The sequence below is a fragment of the Streptomyces sp. NPDC059371 genome, assembly GCF_042751995.1.
Classification (GTDB): domain Bacteria; phylum Actinomycetota; class Actinomycetes; order Streptomycetales; family Streptomycetaceae; genus Streptomyces.
This window is the reverse complement of sequence record NZ_JBHYXD010000041.1, coordinates 40302-62714: the sequence shown is the minus strand read 5'-3', so window position 1 is coordinate 62714 and position 22413 is coordinate 40302. Positions and strand designations below refer to the sequence as shown.

General features: G+C 70.4%; 17 protein-coding genes. 12 read left to right on the top strand and 5 right to left on the bottom strand.

The annotated features are described in order from the left end of the window. Positions 1 to 37: 37 nt before the first annotated feature. The 4 genes from ccrA to ACFXGX_RS23045 all read left to right on the top strand — a co-directional run bounded on the left by ccrA (position 38) and on the right by ACFXGX_RS23045 (position 4603). Positions 38 to 1294 carry a crotonyl-CoA carboxylase/reductase gene (gene ccrA, locus ACFXGX_RS23060; RefSeq protein ID WP_384794363.1) on the top strand — a complete coding sequence of 419 codons (1257 nt, stop codon included), beginning with the start codon at positions 38 to 40 and terminating at the stop codon, positions 1292 to 1294. 45 nt (positions 1295 to 1339) lie between these two features. Next, complete coding sequence (locus tag ACFXGX_RS23055; protein WP_384794360.1) at positions 1340 to 2539, top strand: cytochrome P450; 1200 nt, start codon at positions 1340 to 1342, stop codon at positions 2537 to 2539. A gap of 607 nt (positions 2540 to 3146) precedes the next feature. After that, positions 3147 to 4361, top strand: a complete 1215-nt coding sequence (locus ACFXGX_RS23050) for a cytochrome P450 (protein ID WP_384794357.1) — start codon at positions 3147 to 3149, stop codon at positions 4359 to 4361. Between the two features lie 44 nt (positions 4362 to 4405). Next, complete coding sequence (locus tag ACFXGX_RS23045; RefSeq protein WP_384794354.1) at positions 4406 to 4603, top strand: ferredoxin; 198 nt, start codon at positions 4406 to 4408, stop codon at positions 4601 to 4603. A gap of 157 nt (positions 4604 to 4760) precedes the next feature. Here ACFXGX_RS23045 and ACFXGX_RS23040 read toward each other — a convergent pair whose 3' ends face one another. Further along, positions 4761 to 8285, bottom strand: a complete 3525-nt coding sequence (locus ACFXGX_RS23040; protein WP_384794351.1) for a BTAD domain-containing putative transcriptional regulator — start codon at positions 8283 to 8285, stop codon at positions 4761 to 4763. 477 nt (positions 8286 to 8762) lie between these two features. Between ACFXGX_RS23040 and ACFXGX_RS23035 the strand changes: the two genes are divergently transcribed. The 5 genes from ACFXGX_RS23035 (at position 8763) to ACFXGX_RS23015 (ending at position 15704) form a co-directional block, all read left to right on the top strand. After that, positions 8763 to 9341: a LuxR C-terminal-related transcriptional regulator gene (locus ACFXGX_RS23035; RefSeq protein WP_384794349.1), complete on the top strand. Its 579-nt coding sequence runs from the start codon at positions 8763 to 8765 to the stop codon at positions 9339 to 9341. A 492-nt stretch (positions 9342 to 9833) separates the two neighbouring features. Next, the gene (locus ACFXGX_RS23030) at positions 9834 to 11444 is read left to right on the top strand and encodes a GMC oxidoreductase (protein ID WP_384794374.1); all 1611 of its coding nucleotides are present in this window, start codon (positions 9834 to 9836) and stop codon (positions 11442 to 11444) included. Positions 11445 to 11540: 96 nt separating this feature from the next. Further along, positions 11541 to 12308, top strand: a complete 768-nt coding sequence (locus ACFXGX_RS23025; protein ID WP_384794346.1) for a thioesterase II family protein — start codon at positions 11541 to 11543, stop codon at positions 12306 to 12308. Between the two features lie 383 nt (positions 12309 to 12691). Next, the gene (locus ACFXGX_RS23020; RefSeq protein WP_384794343.1) at positions 12692 to 13168 is read left to right on the top strand and encodes a hypothetical protein; all 477 of its coding nucleotides are present in this window, start codon (positions 12692 to 12694) and stop codon (positions 13166 to 13168) included. A 178-nt stretch (positions 13169 to 13346) separates the two neighbouring features. Further along, entirely contained in the window at positions 13347 to 15704 is a 2358-nt protein-coding gene (locus ACFXGX_RS23015; RefSeq protein ID WP_384794340.1) for an FUSC family protein, read from the top strand. A 124-nt stretch (positions 15705 to 15828) separates the two neighbouring features. On the opposite strand, the gene ACFXGX_RS23010 is transcribed toward ACFXGX_RS23015, so the two are convergent. Genes ACFXGX_RS23010 through ACFXGX_RS23000 form a run of 3 tightly spaced genes read right to left on the bottom strand, consistent with a single transcriptional unit; the run spans position 15829 to position 17376 of the window. Next, a complete protein-coding gene (locus tag ACFXGX_RS23010; protein ID WP_384794337.1) occupies positions 15829 to 16650 on the bottom strand; it encodes a hypothetical protein in 822 nt (273 codons plus the stop codon). Then, positions 16647 to 17015, bottom strand: a complete 369-nt coding sequence (locus ACFXGX_RS23005) for a TraR/DksA family transcriptional regulator (protein WP_384794334.1) — start codon at positions 17013 to 17015, stop codon at positions 16647 to 16649. The genes ACFXGX_RS23010 and ACFXGX_RS23005 overlap by 4 nt, the downstream gene beginning before the upstream one ends. Positions 17016 to 17049: 34 nt before the next feature. Continuing rightward, on the bottom strand, positions 17050 to 17376 hold the full coding sequence (locus ACFXGX_RS23000) for a TraR/DksA family transcriptional regulator (RefSeq protein ID WP_384794331.1): 327 nt from the start codon (positions 17374 to 17376) through the stop codon (positions 17050 to 17052). 370 nt (positions 17377 to 17746) lie between these two features. Here ACFXGX_RS23000 and ACFXGX_RS22995 point away from each other — a divergent pair, with 370 nt between their 5' ends. Together ACFXGX_RS22995 and ACFXGX_RS22990 are read left to right on the top strand one after the other, a co-directional pair. Further along, a complete protein-coding gene (locus tag ACFXGX_RS22995; protein WP_384794328.1) occupies positions 17747 to 18700 on the top strand; it encodes a HAMP domain-containing sensor histidine kinase in 954 nt (317 codons plus the stop codon). Further along, positions 18697 to 19362 (top strand): response regulator, encoded by a 666-nt coding sequence (locus tag ACFXGX_RS22990; protein WP_384794325.1) that lies wholly within the window; start codon positions 18697 to 18699, stop codon positions 19360 to 19362. Before ACFXGX_RS22995 ends, ACFXGX_RS22990 begins: the two co-directional genes overlap by 4 nt. A 137-nt stretch (positions 19363 to 19499) precedes the next feature. Here the strand turns inward: ACFXGX_RS22990 and ACFXGX_RS22985 are convergent, their stop codons facing one another. Beyond that, the gene (locus ACFXGX_RS22985) at positions 19500 to 19760 is read right to left on the bottom strand and encodes a hypothetical protein (protein WP_384794322.1); all 261 of its coding nucleotides are present in this window, start codon (positions 19758 to 19760) and stop codon (positions 19500 to 19502) included. Between the two features lie 280 nt (positions 19761 to 20040). On the opposite strand from ACFXGX_RS22985, the gene secD reads away from it, so the two are divergent. Further along, positions 20041 to 22284 carry a protein translocase subunit SecD gene (gene secD / locus ACFXGX_RS22980; RefSeq protein WP_384794319.1) on the top strand — a complete coding sequence of 748 codons (2244 nt, stop codon included), beginning with the start codon at positions 20041 to 20043 and terminating at the stop codon, positions 22282 to 22284. The last annotated feature ends 129 nt before the right edge of the window (positions 22285 to 22413 follow it).

The following is a 22413-nucleotide window of genomic DNA, read 5'->3' as shown; positions in this document are numbered from 1 at the left end:
ACCCCCGGACCCGGACAGTAGATGTGGGAGAGAAACCATGACGAAGGCTCTCTACGAGATAGGCGAGACCCCGCCCCTCGGTGAGGTCCCGCGGCAGATGTACGCCTCGGTGATCCGCCAGAACCGCTTCGGAGAGCCGAAGCAGGCGTTCCGGACCGAGGTCGTCGACACCCCCCAGATGGGCCGGGGCCAGGTGCTGGTCTACGTGATGGCCGCCGGCATCAACTACAACAATGTGTGGTCCTCGCTGGGCGAGCCGGTCGACGTCATCGGTATGCGGCAGCGCCAGGGCCAGCCCGAGGACTTCCACATCGGAGGCTCGGAGGCCTCCGGCGTGGTGTGGGCCGTCGGCGAAGGCGTCCGTAACGTCAAGGTCGGTGACCACGTGCTGCTCACCAGCGGCCAGTGGGACGAGGCCGCCGCGGACATCCGGCTGGGCACGGACCCTCTGGTCTCGGAGAGCATCAGGGCCTGGGGGTACGAGACCAACTACGGTTCCTTCGCGCAGTTCTGCCGCGTCGACGAGTACCAGTGCCACCCCAAGCCCGCCCATCTGTCGTGGGAGGAGTCGGCGGCTTTCCTGCTCACCGGGCCCACCGCCTACCGGCAGCTGTTCGGCTGGCAGGGCAACACGGTCCGCCCCGGTGACCCCGTGCTGATCTGGGGCGGTGCGGGCGGCCTCGGCTCGATGGCCATCCAGCTCGTCAGGCTGGCCGGCGGCATTCCGATCGCCGTGGTCTCCAGCGAGGACCGCTCCGAGTACTGCCGCCGTCTCGGGGCGGCGGGCACCATCAACCGTCGCGACTTCGATCATTGGGGTCGGCTGCCCGATGCCGGGGACGTCGAGGCGTCGGCGCGGTTCCTGCGTGGCGCTCGCGGGGTCGGCAAGCAGGTCTGGGAGATCCTCGGTGAGCGCAGGTCCCCGCGGATCGTGCTGGAGCACAGCGGCCAGGACACCCTGCCGACCTCGATGTACCTGTGCGACAACGCCGGCATGGTGGTGATCTGCGGTGGCACCTCCGGCTACAACGGAGACGTCGACCTGCGCCACCTGTGGATGCGCTCCAAGCGCCTCCAGGGCTCGCACTACGCCGACACCCGTCAGTGCCGCGAGGTCATCAACCTCGTCGGCACCGGCATGCTCGACCCCTGTCTGTCCGTCTGCGACGGCTTCCAGGACATCGGGCGCATGCACCAGATGATGCACGACAACGTGCACCCCTCCGGGAACATGGCCGTGCTCGTGAACGCGCCTCGGCGCGGCGAGATCGCGCTCGAACTCGCCGCCGCCTGACCGTCCCGCCGTACGAACCCCCTTTCCACAAGCGCAAGGAGAGTCATGCCCGAGCCCACCGTCGTCGCGCCCGCCGTCCCCAAGGCACGCAGTTGCCCGTTCCTGCCGCCGGACGACATCGCCGACATCCGGGCGGCCGCCCCGGTGACCCGGGCCACCTTCACCAGCGGCCGCGAGGCGTGGCTGGTGACCGGCTACGAGGAGGTGCGCGCCCTGCTGCGCGACCCCTCGTTCAGCGTCCAGGTGCCCCACGCGCTGCACACCCAAGACGGCGTCGTCACGCAGAAGCCCGGCCGCGGCAGCCTGCTGTGGCAGGACGAGCCGGAGCACACCTCGGACCGCAAGCTGCTCGCCAAGGAGTTCACAGTCCGGCGTATGCAGGCGCTCCGGCCGAACATCCAGCGCATCGTCGACGAGCACCTCGATGCCGTCGAGGCGCAGGGCGGCCCGGTCGACCTGGTGAGGACCTTCGCCGACCCGGTGCCGTCCATGGTGATTTCCGACCTGTTCGGTGTCCCGGCCGAGCGCCGGGCGGAGTTCCAGGACATCGCCGAGGCGATGATGCGGGTCGACCAGGACGCCGCCGCCACCGAGGCGGCCGGCATGCGCCTGGGCGGGCTGCTCCACCAGCTCGTCCAGGAGCGCCGGGCCGACCCCGGGGACGACCTGATCTCGGCGCTGATCACCACCGAGGATCCCGATGGCGTCGTCGACGACATGTTCCTCATGAACGCGGCCGGCACCCTGCTGATAGCGGCCCACGACACCACCGCCTGCATGATCGGCCTCGGCGCGGCGCTGTTGCTCGACCGCCCCGACCAGCGGGCCCTGCTTCGCGAGGATCCGTCGCTGGTCGGCAACGCGGTCGAGGAGCTGCTGCGCTACCTCACCATCGGCCAGTTCGGCGGCGAGCGCGTCGCCACCCGGGACGTGGAGCTCGGTGGCGTGCGCATCGCCGAGGGTGAGCAGGTCGTCGCGCACGTCCTCGCCGCCGACTTCGACCCGGCCTTCGTGGCGGAGCCGGAGCGTTTCGACATCACCCGCCGCCCCGCCCCGCATCTGGCCTTCGGCTTCGGAGCACACCAGTGCATAGGCCAGCAACTCGCCCGGATCGAGCTGCAGATCGTCTTCGAGACCCTGTTCCGCCGTTTCCCGACCCTGCGCCTTGCCAAGCCCGTCGAGGAACTCCGCTTCCGCACCGACATGGTCTTCTACGGCGTGCACGAGCTGCCCGTCACCTGGTGACCTGCGCACCAACGGCCCACTCCCGCGGAGATCAGCGCAAGCGGACCGCGAGCGCTGACCACGCCTTACGTCGCCGCCCGGCGGCGCGGGCGGCCAAGGCCGCCGAACATCGGCGGCCGTCCCGCTTCGGGGCGCGATGCCGCCGGACGGCGGGATTTCGCATGTCGGTCTCCGTGCCGCCGTGACCTTCTTGTCCCTGCCATGGCCCTCGTGCTCGTCCTGCCACCGGCATTGCGCCGACGGCCCCGAAGCCGTCTGCCGCACGGCACAGCCCGACGCAACGGCGACCGTGTCCCCGGGCGGCCCGGCGCGCAGTCCCGTTCACCGAGGCCGCCGTCACCGAGCGCGGCGGTGGTTCGTCCTCCGTGTCCCGGCATGCGTCCGGCGTCCGGTCGGCCACCGAGCACCCGACGACCGGTCGGCCGACCACGACGGCGTGGAGGAGCCCGTGGCAGCGCCCCGCGGCCCACTCGCCGACGACGGGGCCGGAGCCTGTCGGCCGAGTGCGACCGGACTGCGCGCGGCCTCGCCGACGGACTGAACCCGTTTCCCGTAGCCCATCACTCACCGATGAACGACCGCATGCCGATTGTTCGAAAGGCACGACATGACCGAGACCGAAATGCGCCTCACCGGGTCGCTGGCTCCGTCCTTCCCTCAGGACCGGACCTGCCCGTACCAGCCGCCGAAGGCCTACACGGAATGGCGGGGCGAGAGCCCGCTGACGCGGGTCACGCTGTTCGACGGCCGAACGGCGTGGCTGATCACCGGGCATGCCGAGGGACGGGCGCTGCTCGTCGATCCCCGGCTGTCTTCCGACTGGGGTCACCCGGTCTTTCCCGTCGTCGTCCAGCGCACCGAGGACCGCGGCGGGCTCGCCTTCCCGCTGATCGGCGTCGACGACCCCCTGCACGCCCGTCAGCGGCGCATGTTGATTCCCAGCTTCGGCGTCAAGCGCATGAACGCCATCCGGCCCAGGCTTCAGAGTCTCGTCGACCGGCTCTTGGACGACATGCTGGCGAAGGGGCCGGTCGTGGACCTGGTGTCGGCCTTCGCCCTGCCGGTGCCCTCCATGGCGATCTGCGAGCTCCTCGGTGTCCCCTACGGCGACCACGACTTCTTCGAGGAATGCTCCCGCGACTTCGTGGGCGCCGCGACATCGGCGGAGGCAGACGTGGCCTTCGGCCGGCTGTACACGTATCTGCACGGCCTGGTCGGGAAGAGGCAGGCCGAGCCCGGGGACGGCCTGCTGGACGAGCTGATCGCACGCCAGTTGGAGGAGGGCGCGCTGGACCACGGCGAGGTGGTCATGATCGCGCTGGTCCTGCTGGTGGCCGGCCATGAGACCACCGTCAACGCGATCGCCCTCGGAGCACTCACACTCGTGCAGCACCCTGAGCAGATCGACGTGCTGCTGAGTGACCCCGGCGCGGTCTCAGGAGTGGTTGAAGAACTGCTGCGGTTCACCTCCGTCTCCGACTACTTGGTCCGGATGGCCAAGGAAGACATCGATGTCGGCGGCGAGACCATCAGGGCCGGGGATGCGGTGCTGGTCTCCATCACGCAGATGAACCGCGACGCCAAGGCGTACGAGAACCCCGACGTCTTCGACGCCCGGCGCAACGCACGTCACCACGTCGGCTTCGGCCACGGCATCCATCAGTGCCTCGGGCAGAATCTCGCCCGCGCCGAGCTCGAGATCGCCCTTGGCACACTCTTCGCCCGCATCCCGGGTCTGCGGCTGGCCGTACCCCTGGACGAGGTGCCCATCAAGGCCGGCCACGACGCCCAGGGCCCGATCGAGCTCCCGGTCACCTGGTGAGGGCCCGGGCAGAGGGAACGGAAGGAAGGGAGGCGGGCCACGCCATGCGCATCACCATCGACCGCGACCGGTGCATCGGCTCCGGTCAGTGCGTCATGACCGCACCCGGCGTCTTCACTCAGGACGACGACGCGCTGGTCGCCCTGGTCCCGGGACATGAGGACGCGGCGGCGGCGGACCCGCGCGTGCGCGACGTCCCCATGGGCTGTCCGGTACAGGCGGTCGCGATCCACGACGACTGAGCGGCATCGGCCGTGAGGCTCGGGGCACGCGACCGTGCGAGTGGTGGGTCTCCGGGAGCCGGGCGGCCAGGGCCACCGCTTGCCGCACCCCGCAGCGGCGCGTCACGGGGACATGGAACCGGATGGGTCGAAACTGACGAGGCAGAGCATGGCTCCATCACGCTCGTCGGCCGGAGCCGGGCCCGCCCCGTCCTGGGCCCCGTCCCGTGAGCGCGTCGTCGGCACCGTGGCCCAGCAGTTCGTGGAGCAGCGGGGTCGCGGGCAGTGCCGGGTGGAGGTACACGCGCTCGCGGCGTTGTTCGACGGCGGCCAGCAGCTTCCGGAAGGTAGTCCTCGCCTCCTCGATCCGCCCGCCGTGATGTTGCGCCTGGCCCAACAGGCCCAGGTGGAGAGGGTGGCGTAAGTACGTCCTGGACTGGCCCAATTCAGCCAGGGAGGTGTGCATGAGGGCGAGGCCATCGTCGTGATGTCCGGCGTGCGCCAGGCCCCACCCTTTGACGACGCCCAGCATCGCCTTCCAGTAGAGCAGTCCGTGTTCGCCCGCGACGCGGACGCCCTCGTCGCTCGATGCGAGTGCGGTGCGGGTGTCACCCTCCCAAGCCGCCACGACCCCGTCCACGTACAGCGCGAAGGAGCGGTCGGACGGCCTGCTTTCGTACTTGGTGAGGCTCAACAGCTCACGTCGGCGCGCGCCGGCGGTCTGCCGGTGTCCAAGAAGCCAGTGGGTGAAGGTGTCGTAGGAGCGGCAGGAGACGCGTGGGTCGTGCTGGAAGGTTCGCGCCAGCGCGTGATCATCGTTGGCGAAACGATCCGCTATGCCGACGCCGCGCTCCAGTTCGGCGAGTGCCTGCGGGAGCTTTCCGCGCACATGTAGCACGATGCCTTCGCCGTACGCCGCACCGAGCGCCGCCACGGGCTCCCAGGTCTGCCGCGAGATGCCCCGCAGTAGGCCGGAGAACTGCCGCGAGGCGTCGTAACGGCCGGTGACCAGGTACGCCGTGCACAGCGCCCAGAGCACCGACGGGTCCTCGGGGGCATGAGCGGCCGTGCTGAGGGCGCGACCGCGCGTCAGTGCCGTCTCGGCCTCGGGGTGGCCGTAGCCGCGAGTGGTGGCGAGTACCTGGCCGAGTTGGATGTGCAGGTCCTGTTCCAACCTTCCTGTGGCTGGATCGTCCGGCGGTAGGCAGCCGACCAGATGCACGGCGCGGCGCAGCCAGATCTCCACCTGCTCGTACGCCATGGACTGCTCGGCGTGTTTCGCGGCGAGCAGCAGTCGAGGCAGCACCTCGGCGGCGGGCAGCGCACTTTTGGCGTGCCAGCTGTGATGCGCCACCCGCTCGATCTCCTCGTCTCCCACCTGCCCGCGCCTGCGCGCGCACAGCGCGTCGGCGACCCTGGCGTGCAGACGGTGGCGGTCCTCACGGGGGAGCTCGTCGACGAGCGTCTCCTGGACGAGGGCGTGGGCGAAGTGCAGCCGCCCCGGATGGTGCGGGTCCTCCCCGAGCAGGCCGGCACGGATGGCCGACTCAAGACCCGCGACAACCGGTTCGTCGTGCGTGGCGGTCCGGAGCAAAAGGTCGGTGTCCACCTCGCCGCCGATGACGGCGCACAGGTGAAGCACCCGCAGGACCGGCTCGGGCAACGCGGCGAACCGCTGGTGCAGCGCCTCGCGTACTCCTGTGGGAATGTGAGCCAGGAGCGTGTCGACCGCATCCGGGCGACGGAGCTTACGCGCATCGTCCACGAGGGAGAGAAGCTGGATCACCGAGTACGGGTTGCCTTCGCTGCGCCGGTGCAGCACCTCGACGACCTTCGGGTCCACACCAGGTCCTGCGTGTGCCTCGACGAGGGCGCCGACGGCCTGCAGGGAAAGCCCGCCGAGCCGCAGCGTCTCGGTCCTGGGGCCGCGTAGCACCTCGGAGACCATCCGGCGCAGCGTCGCGTCCGACTCGGCCTCGAACGCCCGCGCCGTGATGACGATGCTGATCGGACGGCCCTGGCAGCGGGTACTCAGCAGCCTGAGCAGGTCGAGGGAGGCGGTGTCCGCCCATTGCAGATCTTCGAGGAACAACACGAGCGGGTGTTGCCCGGCGAGGGTGAGCAACACCTCGCAGACCGCGTCGTGGGCGAGGAAGCGGGCATGGCACCAGTCGGAGGCGCCTCTCGGGCCTCCGGTCCGGGCCGCCGACCGCTCGGGCATCAGTGGGGCGAGCAGGGCGCCGAACGGTTCCGTCGCCTCGCGAAAGGCATCCGGCCGGGTCGCGGACAGCCGCCGCAGGATCTGCGTCCACAGCCAGTAGGCGGGCACGCCCTCGCCGGGGAAGCAGTGGCTCCAGAGCACCTCCAGCCTGGAGCCCTGCTCGTGCGCGTCGATGCTCTCCAGACGTGCCGCGAGTTCGAGCAGCAGGCGGGTCTTTCCGACACCAGGGGGGCCGAGGACGCCGGCCACATGGCCGTGGCCCACGACCGCGCTCGCGGCGGCGGTTGTCAGGCGGTCGAGCTCCTGGCCACGGCCGGTGAACGGCGAGGGGGCAGGCGCCCACCCCGACTCGAACTCCGGGGATTCCCCGGCTTCCCGGGCGGCAGCCGGCTCGTGTTCCGGTCCGGGTACGGGCCGCAAGCGGGACGACCCGGTCTGCGTGCCGGTGGCATCCGCTCGCGAGCCCGACGGCGCATCGGTTCGTGCCCTCGGGCTCGCGTCGGTCCCCGCGATCCCCTCGCGTTCGACGGCCGTGCCGGACTCGTCCGTCCTGTTGGAGCCGCCGGGTGCCACCGCCGGGCCGTACCCCCGGACCGTGCCGGCCGTCCCGCCGTTCCAGGAGCCCCCGAAGCCCTGCAGGCCCTCGGAGTTCCGTACTCCGGCGTCACCGATCTCGTTCATCACCGGCGGGACATACGGCGCTCCGGCGGACTCGAGCGGTGGGGGAGACAGCTTCTTCGAGGGGGCACTCGCTCCCGGCTCCTGGCGCAGGATCGCGCTTCTGACCCGGCGTAGTTCGGCCGCGGTGTCCACGCCGAACTCCTCGACCAGATGACTGCGCGTCCGCTCGTACACCTCAAGCGCCTCGGCCTGCCGCCCGAGCCGGGACAGTGCCGTCATGAGGTGGCCGACCAGCCGCTCCCGCGTGGGATGACGGCGCGCCTCCCCGTCCAGATCGGCGGCCACCTCCTCGGCCACGCCGAGAGCCAGCCGTGCCTCGGCGCGGGACTCGACGGCGGTGAGCCGGATCTGTTCGAGTCGGGTGCACTCGTCGCTGAGCGGTGGATGGCCGTCGAACTCCGCGTACGGCGAGCCGCGCCACAGCCCCAGGGCCTCGGTGAGCCGTGCATGCGCGGCGCGCGGATCGCGCTGCTCCAGCAGCCGCCGTCCGTCTGTGACCAGACGCTCGAAGCGGCAGGCATCGACCTGTTCGGGATCGAGATCGAGGACGTAGCCCGGTGTCCGATGACGCAGCACCGAAGTTTGGCCTGTTTCCGTCTTTGTGCGCAGGGACCGCCGCAGATGGGAGACGTGGCTCTGGAGTGCGGCGACGGCGTGTCGGGGCGCTTGGTCACCCCACAGTTCCTCGACGAGCAGTTCGGTGGGCACTACGCGGCCGAGGCGGATGAGCAGCAGGGCGAGCAGGGTTCGCCGGCGTGGCGGGCCGAGCGGCAGGTCGTGCCCGTCGTGTCGCGCCGACATGGGCCCCAGAACGCTCAGGTGGAGCTCAGCCTGGCCGGTCGTCCTGGGTGACACGTTGGCGGTCGGAGGTAAAGGCATGAACGGTCCCCATCGTGCTTGCGGATATGGCTGACGGACGGTTCGAGCTGGCTGGTCTCACACCTTCTTCTGTGGATCCTGGCATGGCGAACGACGCCCTCCAAGCCGGAGATCCATCGAGTGGCAAGAAAGCGCCAGGTGTCCGGCAAGGATTTCGACAAGGGGCTGGAAAACGACGACGCGTGGCGGGCGAGGTGCCGCCAGCGGTTCGACCAGAACCCCGCAAGGGCCGTGACGCACGATGTTCGGCATCTGGAGTTACCGCTGGTCCCAGGGCCGATGACGCCCCTGCTGACAGCCTCTACGGCCGTTCGCCGGCGTCCGAGTTTATTTCGCCAAGGTTTCCTGACTGGGAGGTATCTCTTGCTGAGTCCAGCACCTGCAACTCCGGGCCTGTGCATGGCGAGTCTCGATAAGACTTTGACCATCCAGCAGGCGAACCAGGAGTTCTTCAGGCAGTTCAACGGATCGTCCGATGACATATGCGGTCGCAATTTCCGTGACGTCGTGCACCCGAGCGTGCAGCAACCGTTGATGCGTCAATTATTCAATTTACTGGAAGGGAAACACCAGCGATTCGTGACGCCCGTCATCGCTGTGGGGCCCGGCGCGGAGTCCGCCTTCACCGTTCCCCTCACCGCGGTCGCGGTGCGCGGTGTCCTGCCCGACACGACCGCGATCCTGGTCATGATGCCCACGGCCGGGGACGCCGAGCAGACACCTGTGGTGACCAGACGCAAGAAGATCCTCTCCGCGATGGACGCGCGCATCCTCGAAGGCATCGCCGCCGGCGTCTCCACCATCCCCTTGGCGGCGAGCCTCTACCTCAGCAGGCAGGGCGTCGAGTACCACGTGACCTGCCTGCTGCGGAAGCTGAAGGTGCCCAACCGCGCCGCGCTGGTCTCCCGCGCCTACTCACTGGGCGTACTCAAGGTCGGCACCTGGCCGCCCCAGGTCGTGGACGACTTCGTGAAGTGAGCGGGCACGGGGCCCGCGCCGGGCGCTCGCGCGGGTGGCCGTGGCAGCCTTCACCCGGGCCGGACGCAGGGTCGCCGGACTCGCCGCTACCACGGTATCCGGCACATGACGGAGCGGCTCGCGCGTGTGCACGCGCAGTGGACGAGCACCTCACCGGCGCCTACCACAGGCTCCGGGTCGCCGGACGGCCCGAACCGGCCGCGTCCTGCGCTCTGTCGCCCGCCCGGCGGACGCCTGAAGACATGCGTGAGCGCGGCCCGCCCCCGGGAGCGGGCCGTACCGTGACGCCCCCTTCCGAGTGCGGGCAACCGAACCTCCGGGCCCGGCCTCCACAGGGTCGGCCCACCCGATCCGGATTCGGTGGCCTGTGCGCGGTCTCCACATGGTTCGTTGCACCCCAGGCCGCCCGTCCGGCCTTCCGATTCATCTTTCCTCTCCCCGAAGCTCAGGAGACACAGCGTGATTGCCCACCAGCCTCTGTCCCGCCGCCGGATGCTCGGCCTGGCGGCCTTGGGCGCCGCCGCACTCGCGGGGCAGACCACGATCACCGCCGCCCCCCGGGCGGCCGCTGCCACCGCGACCAGTGGTTCCGGCGGCACGTTCGTCCCTGCCGTCGTGGTCGGCACCGGTTACGGCGCGGCCGTCTCCGCCCTGCGCCTCGGCGAGGCAGGGGTCCCCACCCTGATGCTGGAGATGGGCCGACTGTGGAACCAGCCCGGTCCGGACGGCAACGTGTTCTCCGGAATGCTCAAGCCCGACAAGCGCTCCAGTTGGTTCAAGACCCGCACCGAGGCTCCGCTCGGCTCCTTCCTGTGGCTCGACCTCGCCAACCGGGACATCGAGCCCTACGCGGGTGTACTGGACCGGGTCAACTTCGACCAGATGTCCGTGTACGTGGGACGCGGTGTCGGCGGCGGTTCGCTCGTCAACGGCGGCATGGCGGTCACGCCCCGGCGCTCGTACCTCGCGGAGATGCTGCCCCAGGTCGACGCCGAGGAGATGTACACCAAGTACTTCCCGCGCGCGAACTCCACCCTCCGGGTCAACAACATCGACAAGAGCTGGTTCGAGCAGACCGACTGGTACTCGTTCGCGCGTGTCTCGCGCCGGCAGGCCTCGAACGCGGGCCTGAGCACCACCTTCGTGCCCAACGTCTACGACTGGGACTACATGCGCCGTGAGGCGGACGGTGCGGTGCCCAAGTCCGCGCTGGCCGCCGAGGTGATCTACGGCAACAACCACGGCAAGGTCTCACTCGACAAGAGCTACCTGGCGGCCGCCCTGGGCACCGGCAAGGTCACCATCGAGACCTTGCACCAGGTCAAGACGATCCGTCAGCAGAACGACGGCACATATCTGCTGACCGTCGAGCAGAGGGACACCGGCGGCAAGCTGCTCGCGACCAAGGAGGTCTCCTGCCGCCACCTCTTCCTCGGCGCCGGCAGCCTCGGCTCGACCGAACTGCTGCTGCGTGCCCGGGAGACCGGCACTCTCCCGAACCTCAGCCCTGAGATCGGCGGAGGCTGGGGCCCCAACGGCAACATCATGACCGCTCGCGCCAACCACATGTGGAACCCCACGGGCACCAAGCAGTCGTCGATCCCCGCCCTCGGCATCGACGACTGGGACAATCCGGACGCCCCCGTCTTCGCCGAGATCGCCCCCCTGCCGGCGGGAGTCGAGACCTGGGTCAGCCTCTACCTGGCCATCACCAAGAACCCGGAGCGCGGCACCTTCGTCTACGACGCCGCCAAGGACCGGGCGGACCTGCGCTGGACCCGGGACCAGAACGCACCCGCGGTCGCAGCCGCGAAGTCGCTGTTCGACCGCGTCAACAAGGCCAACGCCACCATCTACCGGTACGACCTCTTCGGCAAGCAGATCAAAGCCTTCGCCGACGACTTCTGCTACCACCCGCTCGGCGGCTGCGTCCTGGGCAAGGCCACCGACGACTACGGCCGCGTCGCCGGATACAAGAACCTCTACGTGACCGACGGCTCACTCATCCCCGGCAGCATCGGCGTCAACCCGTTCGTGACCATCACGGCACTGGCAGAGCGGAATGTCGAGCGCATCATCCAGCAGGACGTCACGGATTCCTGACCGGCGGTAGGCACGGCCCGACCGCGCCCCACCCCCCTCCCGGCGAACGCCCCGCCACGGCAGGCGGTCGAACCGAAACCGAAAGGGAACGACTCCGTGAACTACCCGCTCACCGAGAACAACAGCCTCTGGATCCGCAGGTTCCACCCGCGCCCCGACAGCCGCGTCAGGCTGGTCTGCCTGCCCCACGCGGGCGGCGCCGCCAGCTTCTACTTCCCGGTGTCCCGGTCCATGCCCGACAGCGTCGACGTGCTGTGCGTGCAGTACCCCGGCCGCCAGGACCGCCGCACCGAACCTCTCCTGGACTCCGTACCGGCGCTCGCCGACAAGGTCTACGAGGCCCTCTTGCCCTGGACCGACCGGCCCATCGCCCTGTTCGGCCACAGCATGGGCGCCTCACTCGCCTACGAGATCACCCGACGGCTGGAGCAGGAGCGGGGCGTCCTGCCCGCCGCCCTCATCGCCTCCGGCCGCCGCGCCCCGTCCACGCACCGCGACGAGACCGTCCACCTGCGCGACGACGACGGTCTCGTCGCCGAGATGCGCGGCCTCAGCGGCACCAACCCCCGGCTGCTGGGCGACGAGGAAGTCCTGCGCATGATCCTCCCGGCCATCCGGGCGGACTACCGCGCAGCCGAAACCTACGTCTGGGAACCCGGGCCGCCCCTGCGCTGCCCCGTGACCTGCCTCGTCGGCGACGACGACCCGAAGGTCACCGTGGAGGAGGCAGCCGCCTGGTCCGGGCACACCGACGGCCCCTTCACGCTGAAGGTCTTCCCCGGCGGCCACTTCTTCCTGGCCCAGCACCAGACGGAAATCGTCCGCCTCATGGCCACCCAGCTAGAGGTGTCCGACCGGGCATGAGGACCCGGCCTGCCCGTCGCGCCGTGAGTCCTCCGCACAGCGGCGATCCGGCCGCCGCACGTTGCCATGGCCTGCCGGCAGTAGGTCGTCCTGCAGAGCCCCCGACGGAGCGCTCGGGGGAGCGGATGCTGCGGAGGCCATGTGCGCCACTTCCTCGTGTGCGGTGGGGACGGGTACGTGTCGGCACACCGTAGGAACAGCCAGTTCAGGCGCACATGTGGTGGGACAACATAGTTCCGGGGGCGCCTGTGCGTGCGGCCACCATGTCGGCTCGCGGAAGGACGAGACGCTCGGCAAGCTCGGCAGGGCGGTTGGCGTCGTTGCGCGGGAACCAACTGCTCGTTCATCGCGTCAAGTGCAACTGGTACTGGAGAAAGGCGTATATGAAAAGGCTGACCATCTCATTCGGCAGCGGCCTGTTGGTCGTCGGGATCACCGCAGCCGTGTGGTGGAACGGGTTCCGCGAGCCCTACGCCATGGCCGACGCTCCCAGGGTCGACGTGACGGTGCGCGCGGAAAAGTCCACGTACCCCGACGTACAGGAGACGGCCGAGGACGTCGACACTGTCGTACGGGTCTATGTCCAGCGGCTCAAGGCCGGCGACGCGAAGGGAATCGCGGAGCTCGCCGGGCCCGCTTACAGGCGGCCCGGGCCTGCTGCGGCCAAGTACGTGCGCGAGTACGGCCAGGCGGCGGGAGGCCCCGTCGAAGTCACGGTACGGGAGGGCGTCGTCAGCTACTTCAACCCGGTGACAGTGACGTACAAGGACACCGGGCAGCGGCAGGAACTGCTCCTGGTGAAGGATGACGGGCACTGGTGGATAGGCCTCGGCGACGGCGATCCCGCGGCGGGCATGTAGCGACAACCGCGGACGACAGCGCTTGAGGCGCAGCCTCCTCCGCGCGAGGGCCGCTGCTTCGCGGCGGAACCACGGTCGCGCGACCCTCCCGGAGCCGGAGCCTGACGTGTCTTCATAGGGCGAGCTGTCAGAGTGACGTGACGTGCGAGAGACCGGATGTGTCTGGGAGGCGTCTGCTGTGAACGTCCTGCGGTCCCTGCTTCGGCGCGACGCGGGTCTGACCGCGCTCCGCAGGTCTGTCAGAGCCGCGATCGTCGCTCCCGGGCTCTTCGCCGTCGCGATCGCGATCACGGACAGTCCGGTCGTCCCGCTCTTCGCGGCGTTCGGATCGATCGCGATGCTGCTGTTCGTGGAGTTCGCGGGGCCGATGCGCGACCGGCTCATCGAACAGGCCGCACTCGTCGTGACGGGAGCCGTGCTGATCTCCCTCGGCACGCTGGTCTCCCGCGAGGTATGGCTGTGCACCCTCGCCACGGCGGTCGTCAGCTTCCTCGTGCTGTTCTCCGGCGTGGTCAGTTCGGGCCTGGCGGGAGCCTCCACCTCCTTGCTCGTGAGTTTCGTCCTGGCCGCCACGCTCCCCGGGACGGCACAGGCGATCCCGGACCGGCTCGCCGGCTGGGGTCTGGCCGGCGTGACCTCGCTCCTGGCCGTCCGGCTGCTGTGGCCCACTCCCGTGCGCGAGCCGCTGCGGAACGCCACCGCGAACGCGTGCCGAGCGCTCGCCGTACAGCTCAGGGCCGAGGCCGACTGCGTACTGCGCGGCTTCGGCACGGCGGACCGCACGGCGCTCGGCACGATCGTGAGCGAGGCGAACGACGCGGTGACGGCGCTGCGCGAGGCGTACTTCGCCACCCCCTACCGGCCGACGGGTCTCGCCACGTCCACCCGCGTCCTGATCCGTCTGGTCGACGAGGTGCTGCTGCTCGCCACGATCCTGGACCGCGTGTCCGTGGGCGAGAAGGCGACCCCCTCGGACGCGGTCGTCTGCGGGGTGAAGACGGCCGCCGCGGACCTGCTGCGAGCGAGCGCGGAGGCGTTGTCCGCGACGGACGACCAGGAGCCCGGACACCTGACTCCGTTGCAGGAACGCCTTGCCCTGACCCGGTCGGCCATGGAGAACACCGTCACCTCGTTCCGGCCGGTCACCACCGACGGCCGGCGGGCCGGGCGGCCCCAGGCCGACACCCGGCCCGATCCGACCGCGACACGCTTCGTGAGCTCGCTGGAACCGAGCTTCCGTGCTCAGGAGATGAGCTTCGCGGTCTCCGCCATCGCCAGGAACGTCGAACTGATCCTCGCGGCGCGCGGGCGCAGCCTGTGGCAGCGGCTCATCGGACAACGCCCCGAAGGCGCCGCCTCGCCCCTCGCCTCGGCCCAGGAACGTGCCGGTGCGCACACCGAGCGGCACTCGGCGTGGCTGCGCAACAGTGTCCGCGGCGCGATCGCGCTGGCTCTCGCCGTGCTGGTCGCGGAGCAGTCGGGTGTGCAGCACAGCTTCTGGGTGGCCTTCGGAACCCTGGCCGTCCTGCGCTCCAGCGCCGTGCTGACCGGGCAGAACTCGCTGCGGGCGATCGCCGGCACCGCGGTCGGCATCATCATCGGCGGTGGACTGATCTACCTGATCGGCTCGAACACCACGTTCCTCTGGGTCCTGCTCCCCGTCGCCGTGTTCTTCACCGGCCTCGCCCCGGCGACCATCTCCTTCGCCGCGGGCCAGGCCGGCTTCACCGTCTCGATCCTGATCCTGTTCAACCTCCTCGAACCCGTCGGCTGGACCGTGGGAATCGTGCGGATCGAGGACGTCGCGATCGGATGCGCCGTGAGCGTCGTCGTGGGAACGCTGTTCTGGCCCCGCGGTGCCGCGCCCCTCCTCGGGCACGCCCTCGCGGAGGGATTCTCGGAGAGCACCCGGTATCTGCGCGGCGCGATCGGCTACGGCGTGACCCGCTGCGACAGCCTCGTACGGACCGCTCCGCTCCCGGACGAGGAGCGCTACCGTGCCGCGGCGGCGGCCCGGCGACTGGACGACGCCTTCCGGGGGTTCCTCGCGGAACGCGGCACCAAGCACCTTCCGCTGACCGACATCACCACTCTGGTGACCGCCGTCGCCGTGCTCCGGCTCACCGCCGACGCCGTACTCGACCTGTGGGAGCGGGACCAGGGGCAGTCGGGTGCCGACCGTACCGCCGCACGCTCGGAGATCGATCGCTCGGGGGACGCGCTGCTCTCCTGGTACGAGGCGACGGCGAACGCCATGACAGGGTTCGGCGACGTGCCCGAGAGGCAGCCCAGGGACGTCGGGGCCGACGAACGGCTGATCCACGCGGTCGAGCGTGACCTCGTCGAAGAGCGGAGCGAGCGGTCACCGACCGCCATCCGGGTCGTGTGGACCGCCGACCACCTCGAGGCCGCGCGGCGGCTCCAGCGACTCGTGCTCAAGCCGGCCCGTGCCGTGGCCGAGCGGCAACGCGAGCACAACGCCCGCCTGGGCCTGTTCCGGCCCTCCGCACGCCCTCACAGGAACAGGACGCGCTGAACCGGCTTCGGCCGAGCGGACACCTCCCGTCCTCCCGTAGTCAGCGGGACGCGGTCCACCGGGGAGGGAACGGTACCGGCCCAAGCCGGGTCCCACCGGGCGAGGTTGCGGGGACGGGGGTGGGTTAGTGGAGGTGTGCGGGGTCCGTGATGGCGTGGGCGGAGGGGTGGGAGCGGGCGGCCTGCAGGAGTTTCGCGGCGCCGCGGACCGCCGCGGTGTGCGGCGCGGGGACGGGCTGGACCGGCGCGCGCAGTTCGTCGGCGAGGCGATAGGTGATGTCGGGCCGCAGCGCGCCCCCGCCGGCGAGGAGGGCGCCCCGGTGGAGGGCCTCGAACGTCTCCGAGGTGTGGTCCTGCTCCAGCATGGTGGTCACCATGGAGACGACCGCCTCGGTGATCCTCGCGGGCGGGGTGCGGCTGTCCAGGTCGCTGGTGCCCAGGGCGGTGTGGCGCGCGTCGGTCACCGCGCCGTCGGCGAGCAGCGTGACCTCGGTGAGGTGTGCGCCGATGTCCACGACGAGCAGGGGACAGGTCGGGTCGGCGTCGGCGGCGATGGCCACGGCGCGCGCGGTCGGGACGGTCAGGACCGAACGCGGGCGCAGGATGTCGACCGCAGTGCGGGCTTGGGCCCGGTAGGCGATTCCCCCCAGTACGGGCGTGGTCAGGACGATCAGGGGACGGCCGAAGCGGGGCAGGCGATGGCCGAGCAGCCGGTTCAGCATCCGGGCGGTTCCGGGTGCGTCGACGATGGTGCCGCGCCGGATGGGGTAAGCGGCGCCGGTGCCGGGGAAGGTCACCGTGGGTACGTCGAGGATCATGCCTCGCCCCGGCGTCCAGGCACGCGTACGGGCGCTGCCCAGATCGAGGGCGATACCGGCGTACGGCCGGCCCCGGGACCATGTGCGGCGCCGGACGGGCGCGGGGCCGGGCCCCAGTGGAATCGTCACCGCCTGGCCTCCCGGACGTGTTGGCACCGGCCGCAGTAGCGCGCCTGCGGCACGATCATCAGTCGTTCGCGTGCCATGGGCCTGCGGCACAGGTGGCACACTCCGTAGTGGCCCTGGTCCATCCGTGCGAGGGCGGCTTCGACGTCGGTGAGGACCATGCCCGCGGAGGCCGCGAGCTTGACGCGGACCTCCATCTGGGCGGCGGTCCGCCGGTCGAGAAACGTGTCGGCACGGGTCGCGGCGTCCGAGAGCTGTTGCAGCTGCTCCCGGCGGAACAGGAGCTGTTCGCGCAGGTTCTCGCGCAGTACGGCGAAGTCCTCGGGTGACAGAGCCGTATCGCGGTCGTCGATGATCTGGTGGTTCACCCATTCACCCCCGGGCAGTGCGGACGGGCGGTTGTCAGCCGGCGTTACGCTGGCAGGGGACGCAGAACGGCGTGTGGGGCAGGATTTCCAGGCGCTCGACCGGGATCGCTTCGGAACAGTTCCCGCAGACGCCGTAGCTGCCGTCGTGGATGCGGGCGAAGGCGGCCTCGACCTCGGTGAGTACGCGCTTGACGGTCTCTTTCTGCGCGGCCACCGCCTGCTCCTGCCCGCCCGGCGCGACCTCGTCCATGGCACGCAGCTGCGACAGGCGGGAGGAACGTTCGTGTTCGAGGCGCTGGAGGGCCTCGTGCGCCGTCAGCCGCTCACGGCGGGTTCCGGCCTGGGGCGTATCGAGTGACATGGTGGTTCCTTCCTTCGACGGGGAGGCGGGTCGCGCCGGGCGGGGGATCGGCGGGGGAGCCAGGACCGGGGGAGGGCGGTTGTTGTTCATGCCTTCACCGTCGTCGCAAGGCCACGCGGAAACCATCGGGCGCGATACCCATCTCCGGTCTGTCCCGGAGCCCATCGCGGCGTGGGCGGCCCAGGTCCAGGAAATGGGCATTGGAGCCCATCGACGCTGGTCCAGGAAGCGGGCAGCCTGGCAGTGGGCCGGTCAGGACCGGTGGCCGCGGCTCATCCTCGGAATGTGCGGCGACCGACAGCAGAGGCAGGGCCATGCCACACGGCCATGTCACACATAGCCATGTCACACAGAGAAAGGCGTCATCCGGGTGTCCCTGTTCTGGCGGGTCTTCGCACTCAACGCGGTCGTGCTGGGAAGCGCCACCGCGCTGCTGCTGTGGGCTCCCGTCACCGTCTCCGTTCCCGTGGTGCTGACCGAGGCGGTCATCCTCGTGGCCGGCCTGGTCGTCATGCTGGTCGCCAACGCGGCCATGCTGCGGATCGGCCTGGCCCCGCTCGACCGGCTCACCCGGCTGATGGCCACCGTCGATCTGCTGCGCCCCGGGCAGCGGCTGCCGGAAGGGGGCCGCGGCGAGACCGCCGAACTGATCCGCACCTTCAACGCGATGCTCGACCGCCTCGAGCACGAACGTGCCTCCAGCAGCGCCCGCGTCCTGCTCGCACAGGAAGCGGAGCGGCGCCGTATCGCCCAGGAACTGCACGACGAGGTGGGCCAGAGCATGACCGCGATCCTGCTCGCGCTGGAGCGGGCCGCCGACGACGCGGACGAGCCCCTGCGCGGTGATCTGCGGCAAGTACAGGAGATCACCCGGGGGAGCCTGGACGAGGTGCGCCGACTGGCGCGTCGTCTGCGGCCGGGCGTGCTGGAGGACCTCGGTCTGATCAGCGCCCTGACCTCGCTGAGCGAAGAGTTCTCCACTCACGTCGGGCTGCGCGTGGTGCGCCGCTTCGACACCGGCCTGCCCGCGCTGGACCAGCAGACGGAGCTGGTGCTGTACCGCGTCGCCCAGGAAGCCCTGACCAACGCGGCCCGCCACGCCGAGGCGAGCCAGGTCGAGGTGAGCCTGCATCACACCGATGAGGCCGTCGTGCTGGCCGTCGTCGACGACGGCCGCGGAAACGGAGTCGCCCGCGAAGGGGCGGGAATCCGCGGCATGCGCGAGCGGGCCCTGCTGATCGGGGCCACGCTGGACGTCACCTCCCCACCGCAGGCCGGCACACAGGTCCGGCTGACCGTGCCCCTCGTCAGGAAGCAGCCATGAGCACGCCCCACACCTCCGCGATCCGCATCCTCCTCGCCGACGACCACGCGCTGGTACGTCGCGGTGTGCGGCTCATCCTCGACCGGGAGCCGGACCTCGAGGTCGTCGCCGAGGCCGGGGACGGCGCGGAGGCCATCGACCTGGCCCGCACCCACGACGTCGACCTGGCCGTGATGGACATCGCCATGCCCCGGATGACCGGCCTGCAGGCCACCCGGGAACTCCTCGCGCTCAAGCCGCACGTGCGGGTGCTGATGCTGACCATGCATGACAACGAGCAGTACTTCTTCCAGGCGCTGAAGGCCGGAGCCAGCGGATATGTGCTGAAGTCCGTGGCCGATCGCGACCTGGTGGCGGCATGCCGGGCCGCCATGCGGGACGAGCCCTTCCTGTATCCCGGCGCGGTCACCGCGCTCGTCCGCAACTACCTGGACCGTGTCCGCCAGGGCGAGGAGCCCCCGGAGCAGGTGCTGACGGCACGCGAGGAGGAGGTCCTCAAGCTCGTGGCCGAGGGCCACTCATCCAAGGAGATCGCCGAGCTGCTCTTCATCAGCATCAAGACCGTTCATCGGCATCGGGAGAACCTGCTGCACAAACTCGGCCTGCGTGACCGGCTGGAACTCACCCGCTACGCGATTCGCGTCGGCCTCATCGAGGCCTGAGCCCACTGACCGCCTCAGGGCCCCGGCCCCCTTCCCCCGAACCGGGGCCCTGAGGCTCGACACCGCGGCCGCCAGATCACCATCGAGACCGAAGGGGCGGGGATGGCCCGGTACGTGCCTGCCCTTCCGCGCCGCCCTCATGGCCCGGCAGCGGTGCTGGCGATCTTGCTCGCCGCGCTCGTCACCTTGCTCGGCCCGTCCGCTCCGGGCGGCGAGAGCTTCCGGGCGCCTGTTGGCCCAGCGTCCGTTGGCACGGCGTCCTTCCGTACGGCGTCCGTCGGTACGGCGTCCTTCCGTACGACGTCCGTCGGCACGGCGTCCGTCGGTACGGCGTGCGGTGCCGAGGTCGTGTCGGTGCACAGCGACACGCACACGGACCAGGGAGATCCCGCCCTCACGGCGGCTTCCGTTCGACACCTTAGGGATGCCGTCGGCGAGCGTCAGGCTCCGCCGCTCTCCGCCCCGGGGGCGTCACGCGGCGGCCCGGCCGTCAACCCGCTCCAGCCCGCGCGGCCCCCGCTCTCGGCCGTGGGCCCCTGCGCGTCCGGGCAACCCCCGCACCGTCACGGGGTACGGGCACCTCCTTCGCTCTCCGGCAGCTGAACCTCCTTCCCTGCTTCCTCACCTTCTTGGCCGCGGTCGGTGTCCTGGCCGCGGCATGCCCGCCGGAGGCCCCCAGTGAACCGATCCCCGCACATCAGAGGCCTGATCGCCCTCGCCGCTGTCGCCCTTTCCCTGTACGTCGCACTCACCGTGCCCGTCACCCTCGGACTCGATCTGCGGGGCGGCACCCAGATCGTGCTGGAGACCCGCCCCACCGTCCACACCGATACCGATACCGAGGCCGAGTCCGACGCCACGGATCGCACCGTGGAGGTGCTGCGCGGCCGCATCGACGCGCTCGGTGTCGCCGAACCCACCATCACCCGCTCCGGCAGCGACCGGATCGTCGTCGAACTGCCCGGCCTGCAGGATCCGCGGAAGGCGGCTGACGTGCTCGGCCGCACCGCCCAGCTCACCTTCCATCAGGTACTGGGTACGGCGGTCGGCCCTGACGACGCATCGGATCCCCTGCCCAAGCGGGCTCGCGAGCAGGTGATGCCCGACGAGTCGGGCGGCCTGCTGCGCCTGCGGGACGCCTCCCTGACCGGCAACGACGTGGACAGGGCAGCCGCCCGCTTCGACCCGCAGGGCGGTGCCGGATGGCACGTGACCGTCGACTTCACAGGGGCCGGTGAAGGGCGGTGGGCCCGCCTGACCGGCGAGGCCGCGTGTCACGCGGCCGGGGATCCCACCCGCCGGGTCGCCATTGTCCTGGACAACAAGATCATCTCTTCGCCGCAGGTCGATCCGTCGGTGGCGTGCCGGTCCGGCATCGACGGCGGCTCCACCCGGATCACCGGGTCCTTCGACGACAGCGAGGCGAAGGAACTGTCCCTTCTCATCAACGGCGGCGCCCTGCCGGTACCGGTCGAGACCATCGAACAACGCACCGTCGGCGCGACCCTGGGAGCACAGGCCATCGCGGCCAGCGCCTGGGCCGCCGCGATCGGTACCGCTCTGACCGCACTGTTCCTCATCGCCGTGTACCGGATCATGGGCGTCTTGGCCACCGTGGCCCTGGCCTGCTACGGACTGATCTCCTACGCCGCTCTCGCCGCTCTCGGCGCCACCCTGACACTGCCGGGCCTCGCCGGGTTCGTCCTTGCCATCGGCATGGCGGTCGACGCCAACGTGCTGGTCTTCGAACGCGCCCGCGAGGAGTACGCCTCTCGCCGTCGCCCCACTCCACGGTCGTCGCTGACCGCCGGCTTCCGGCAGGCCTTCAGCGCGATCGCCGACTCCAACATCACCACATTGATCGCTGCCGGCCTGCTGTTCTTCCTCGCCTCCGGGCCCGTGCGCGGGTTCGGAGTCACTCTGGGGATCGGCGTACTCGCCTCCATGGTCAGTGCCCTGGTCATCACACGCGCCCTGGCCGACCACGCGGTCGCCCGTCCCCGCCTGCGCCGCCGCCCGAGGCTGACGGGCATCGCCCACACCGGCATCGTCCGCGACCGTCTCAGTCGCACCGCCCCGAACCTGATGGGCCACCCACGCCGGTGGCTGGCGGCCTCTGCCGCCGCTCTTGTCCTCGCCGCCTCCGGGATCGCCGTACGGGGCCTCGACTTCGGCGTCGAATTCACCGGTGGCCGTCTCGTCGAGTACACCACGGACACTCCCGTCCAGCCTGATCGGGCGCGCAGCGCGCTCGCCGACGCCGGATTCCCCCGGGCCGTCGTCCAGAGTTCCGGCGAGAACCAGCTCACCGTCCGGACCGGGCAGTTGAGCAACGCCCAGGCGGCGGCCGTCACCGAAACCGTCACCGGTCTGGCGGGCCGAGCCGACAAGATCCGGGACGAAGCCATCGGGCCCAGTCTCGGCAAGGAACTTCGCCAGGGCGCCCTCATCGCCCTGCTGGTCGCCCTGGGCGCCCAACTCGTCTATCTCGCGGCACGTTTCCGTTGGCTGCTGGGAACGTCCGCGGTCGCCGCGCTGGCCCACGACGTCGTGATCCTCGTCGGCGTCTTCGCCTGGCTCGGCAAGCCCGTCGACGGCGTCTTCCTGGCGGCGCTGCTGACCGTTATCGGCTACTCCGTCAACGACTCGGTCGTCGTCTTCGACCGGATCAGGGAACTCGGCCGCCGTGAGGGCGATGAACCCTTCGCCCGTATCGCCGGCCAGGCTCTCCTGCAGACGCTGCCCCGCACCGTCAACACCGGCATGGGGGCCGCCTTCATTCTCACCGCGCTGGCCGTTCTCGGCGGTGACACCTTGACCGATTTCGCCCTCGCCCTCCTCATCGGCCTCGCGGTGGGCACCTACTCCTCGATGTTCACCGCCACGCCGCTGGCCATCGAACTGCACAGGCTCCGCAGGTGAGTTCCGCTCCGGAAGCGTCCGGCCGGTGCCGTGGTGCGTCCCGTCGGCGGGACACACCACGGCACCGCCGGACCGCCCTGCGGCGCGTCAGCGTTCCACGCGCCGCAGTGGATCGACGGGTAAGTCAAT

What these genes read in the sequence shown, in the direction of transcription:
- ccrA (WP_384794363.1), top strand. Translation starts at nt 38, where the DNA reads ATGACGAAGGCTCTCTACGAGATAGGCGAGACCCCGCCCCTCGGTGAG.
- ACFXGX_RS23055 (WP_384794360.1), top strand. Translation starts at nt 1,340, where the DNA reads ATGCCCGAGCCCACCGTCGTCGCGCCCGCCGTCCCCAAGGCACGCAGT.
- ACFXGX_RS23050 (WP_384794357.1), top strand. Translation starts at nt 3,147, where the DNA reads ATGACCGAGACCGAAATGCGCCTCACCGGGTCGCTGGCTCCGTCCTTC.
- ACFXGX_RS23045 (WP_384794354.1), top strand. Translation starts at nt 4,406, where the DNA reads ATGCGCATCACCATCGACCGCGACCGGTGCATCGGCTCCGGTCAGTGC.
- ACFXGX_RS23040 (WP_384794351.1), bottom strand. Translation starts at nt 8,285, where the DNA reads ATGTCGGCGCGACACGACGGGCACGACCTGCCGCTCGGCCCGCCACGC.
- ACFXGX_RS23035 (WP_384794349.1), top strand. Translation starts at nt 8,763, where the DNA reads ATGGCGAGTCTCGATAAGACTTTGACCATCCAGCAGGCGAACCAGGAG.
- ACFXGX_RS23030 (WP_384794374.1), top strand. Translation starts at nt 9,834, where the DNA reads ATGCTCGGCCTGGCGGCCTTGGGCGCCGCCGCACTCGCGGGGCAGACC.
- ACFXGX_RS23020 (WP_384794343.1), top strand. Translation starts at nt 12,692, where the DNA reads ATGAAAAGGCTGACCATCTCATTCGGCAGCGGCCTGTTGGTCGTCGGG.
- ACFXGX_RS23000 (WP_384794331.1), bottom strand. Translation starts at nt 17,376, where the DNA reads ATGTCACTCGATACGCCCCAGGCCGGAACCCGCCGTGAGCGGCTGACG.
- ACFXGX_RS22990 (WP_384794325.1), top strand. Translation starts at nt 18,697, where the DNA reads ATGAGCACGCCCCACACCTCCGCGATCCGCATCCTCCTCGCCGACGAC.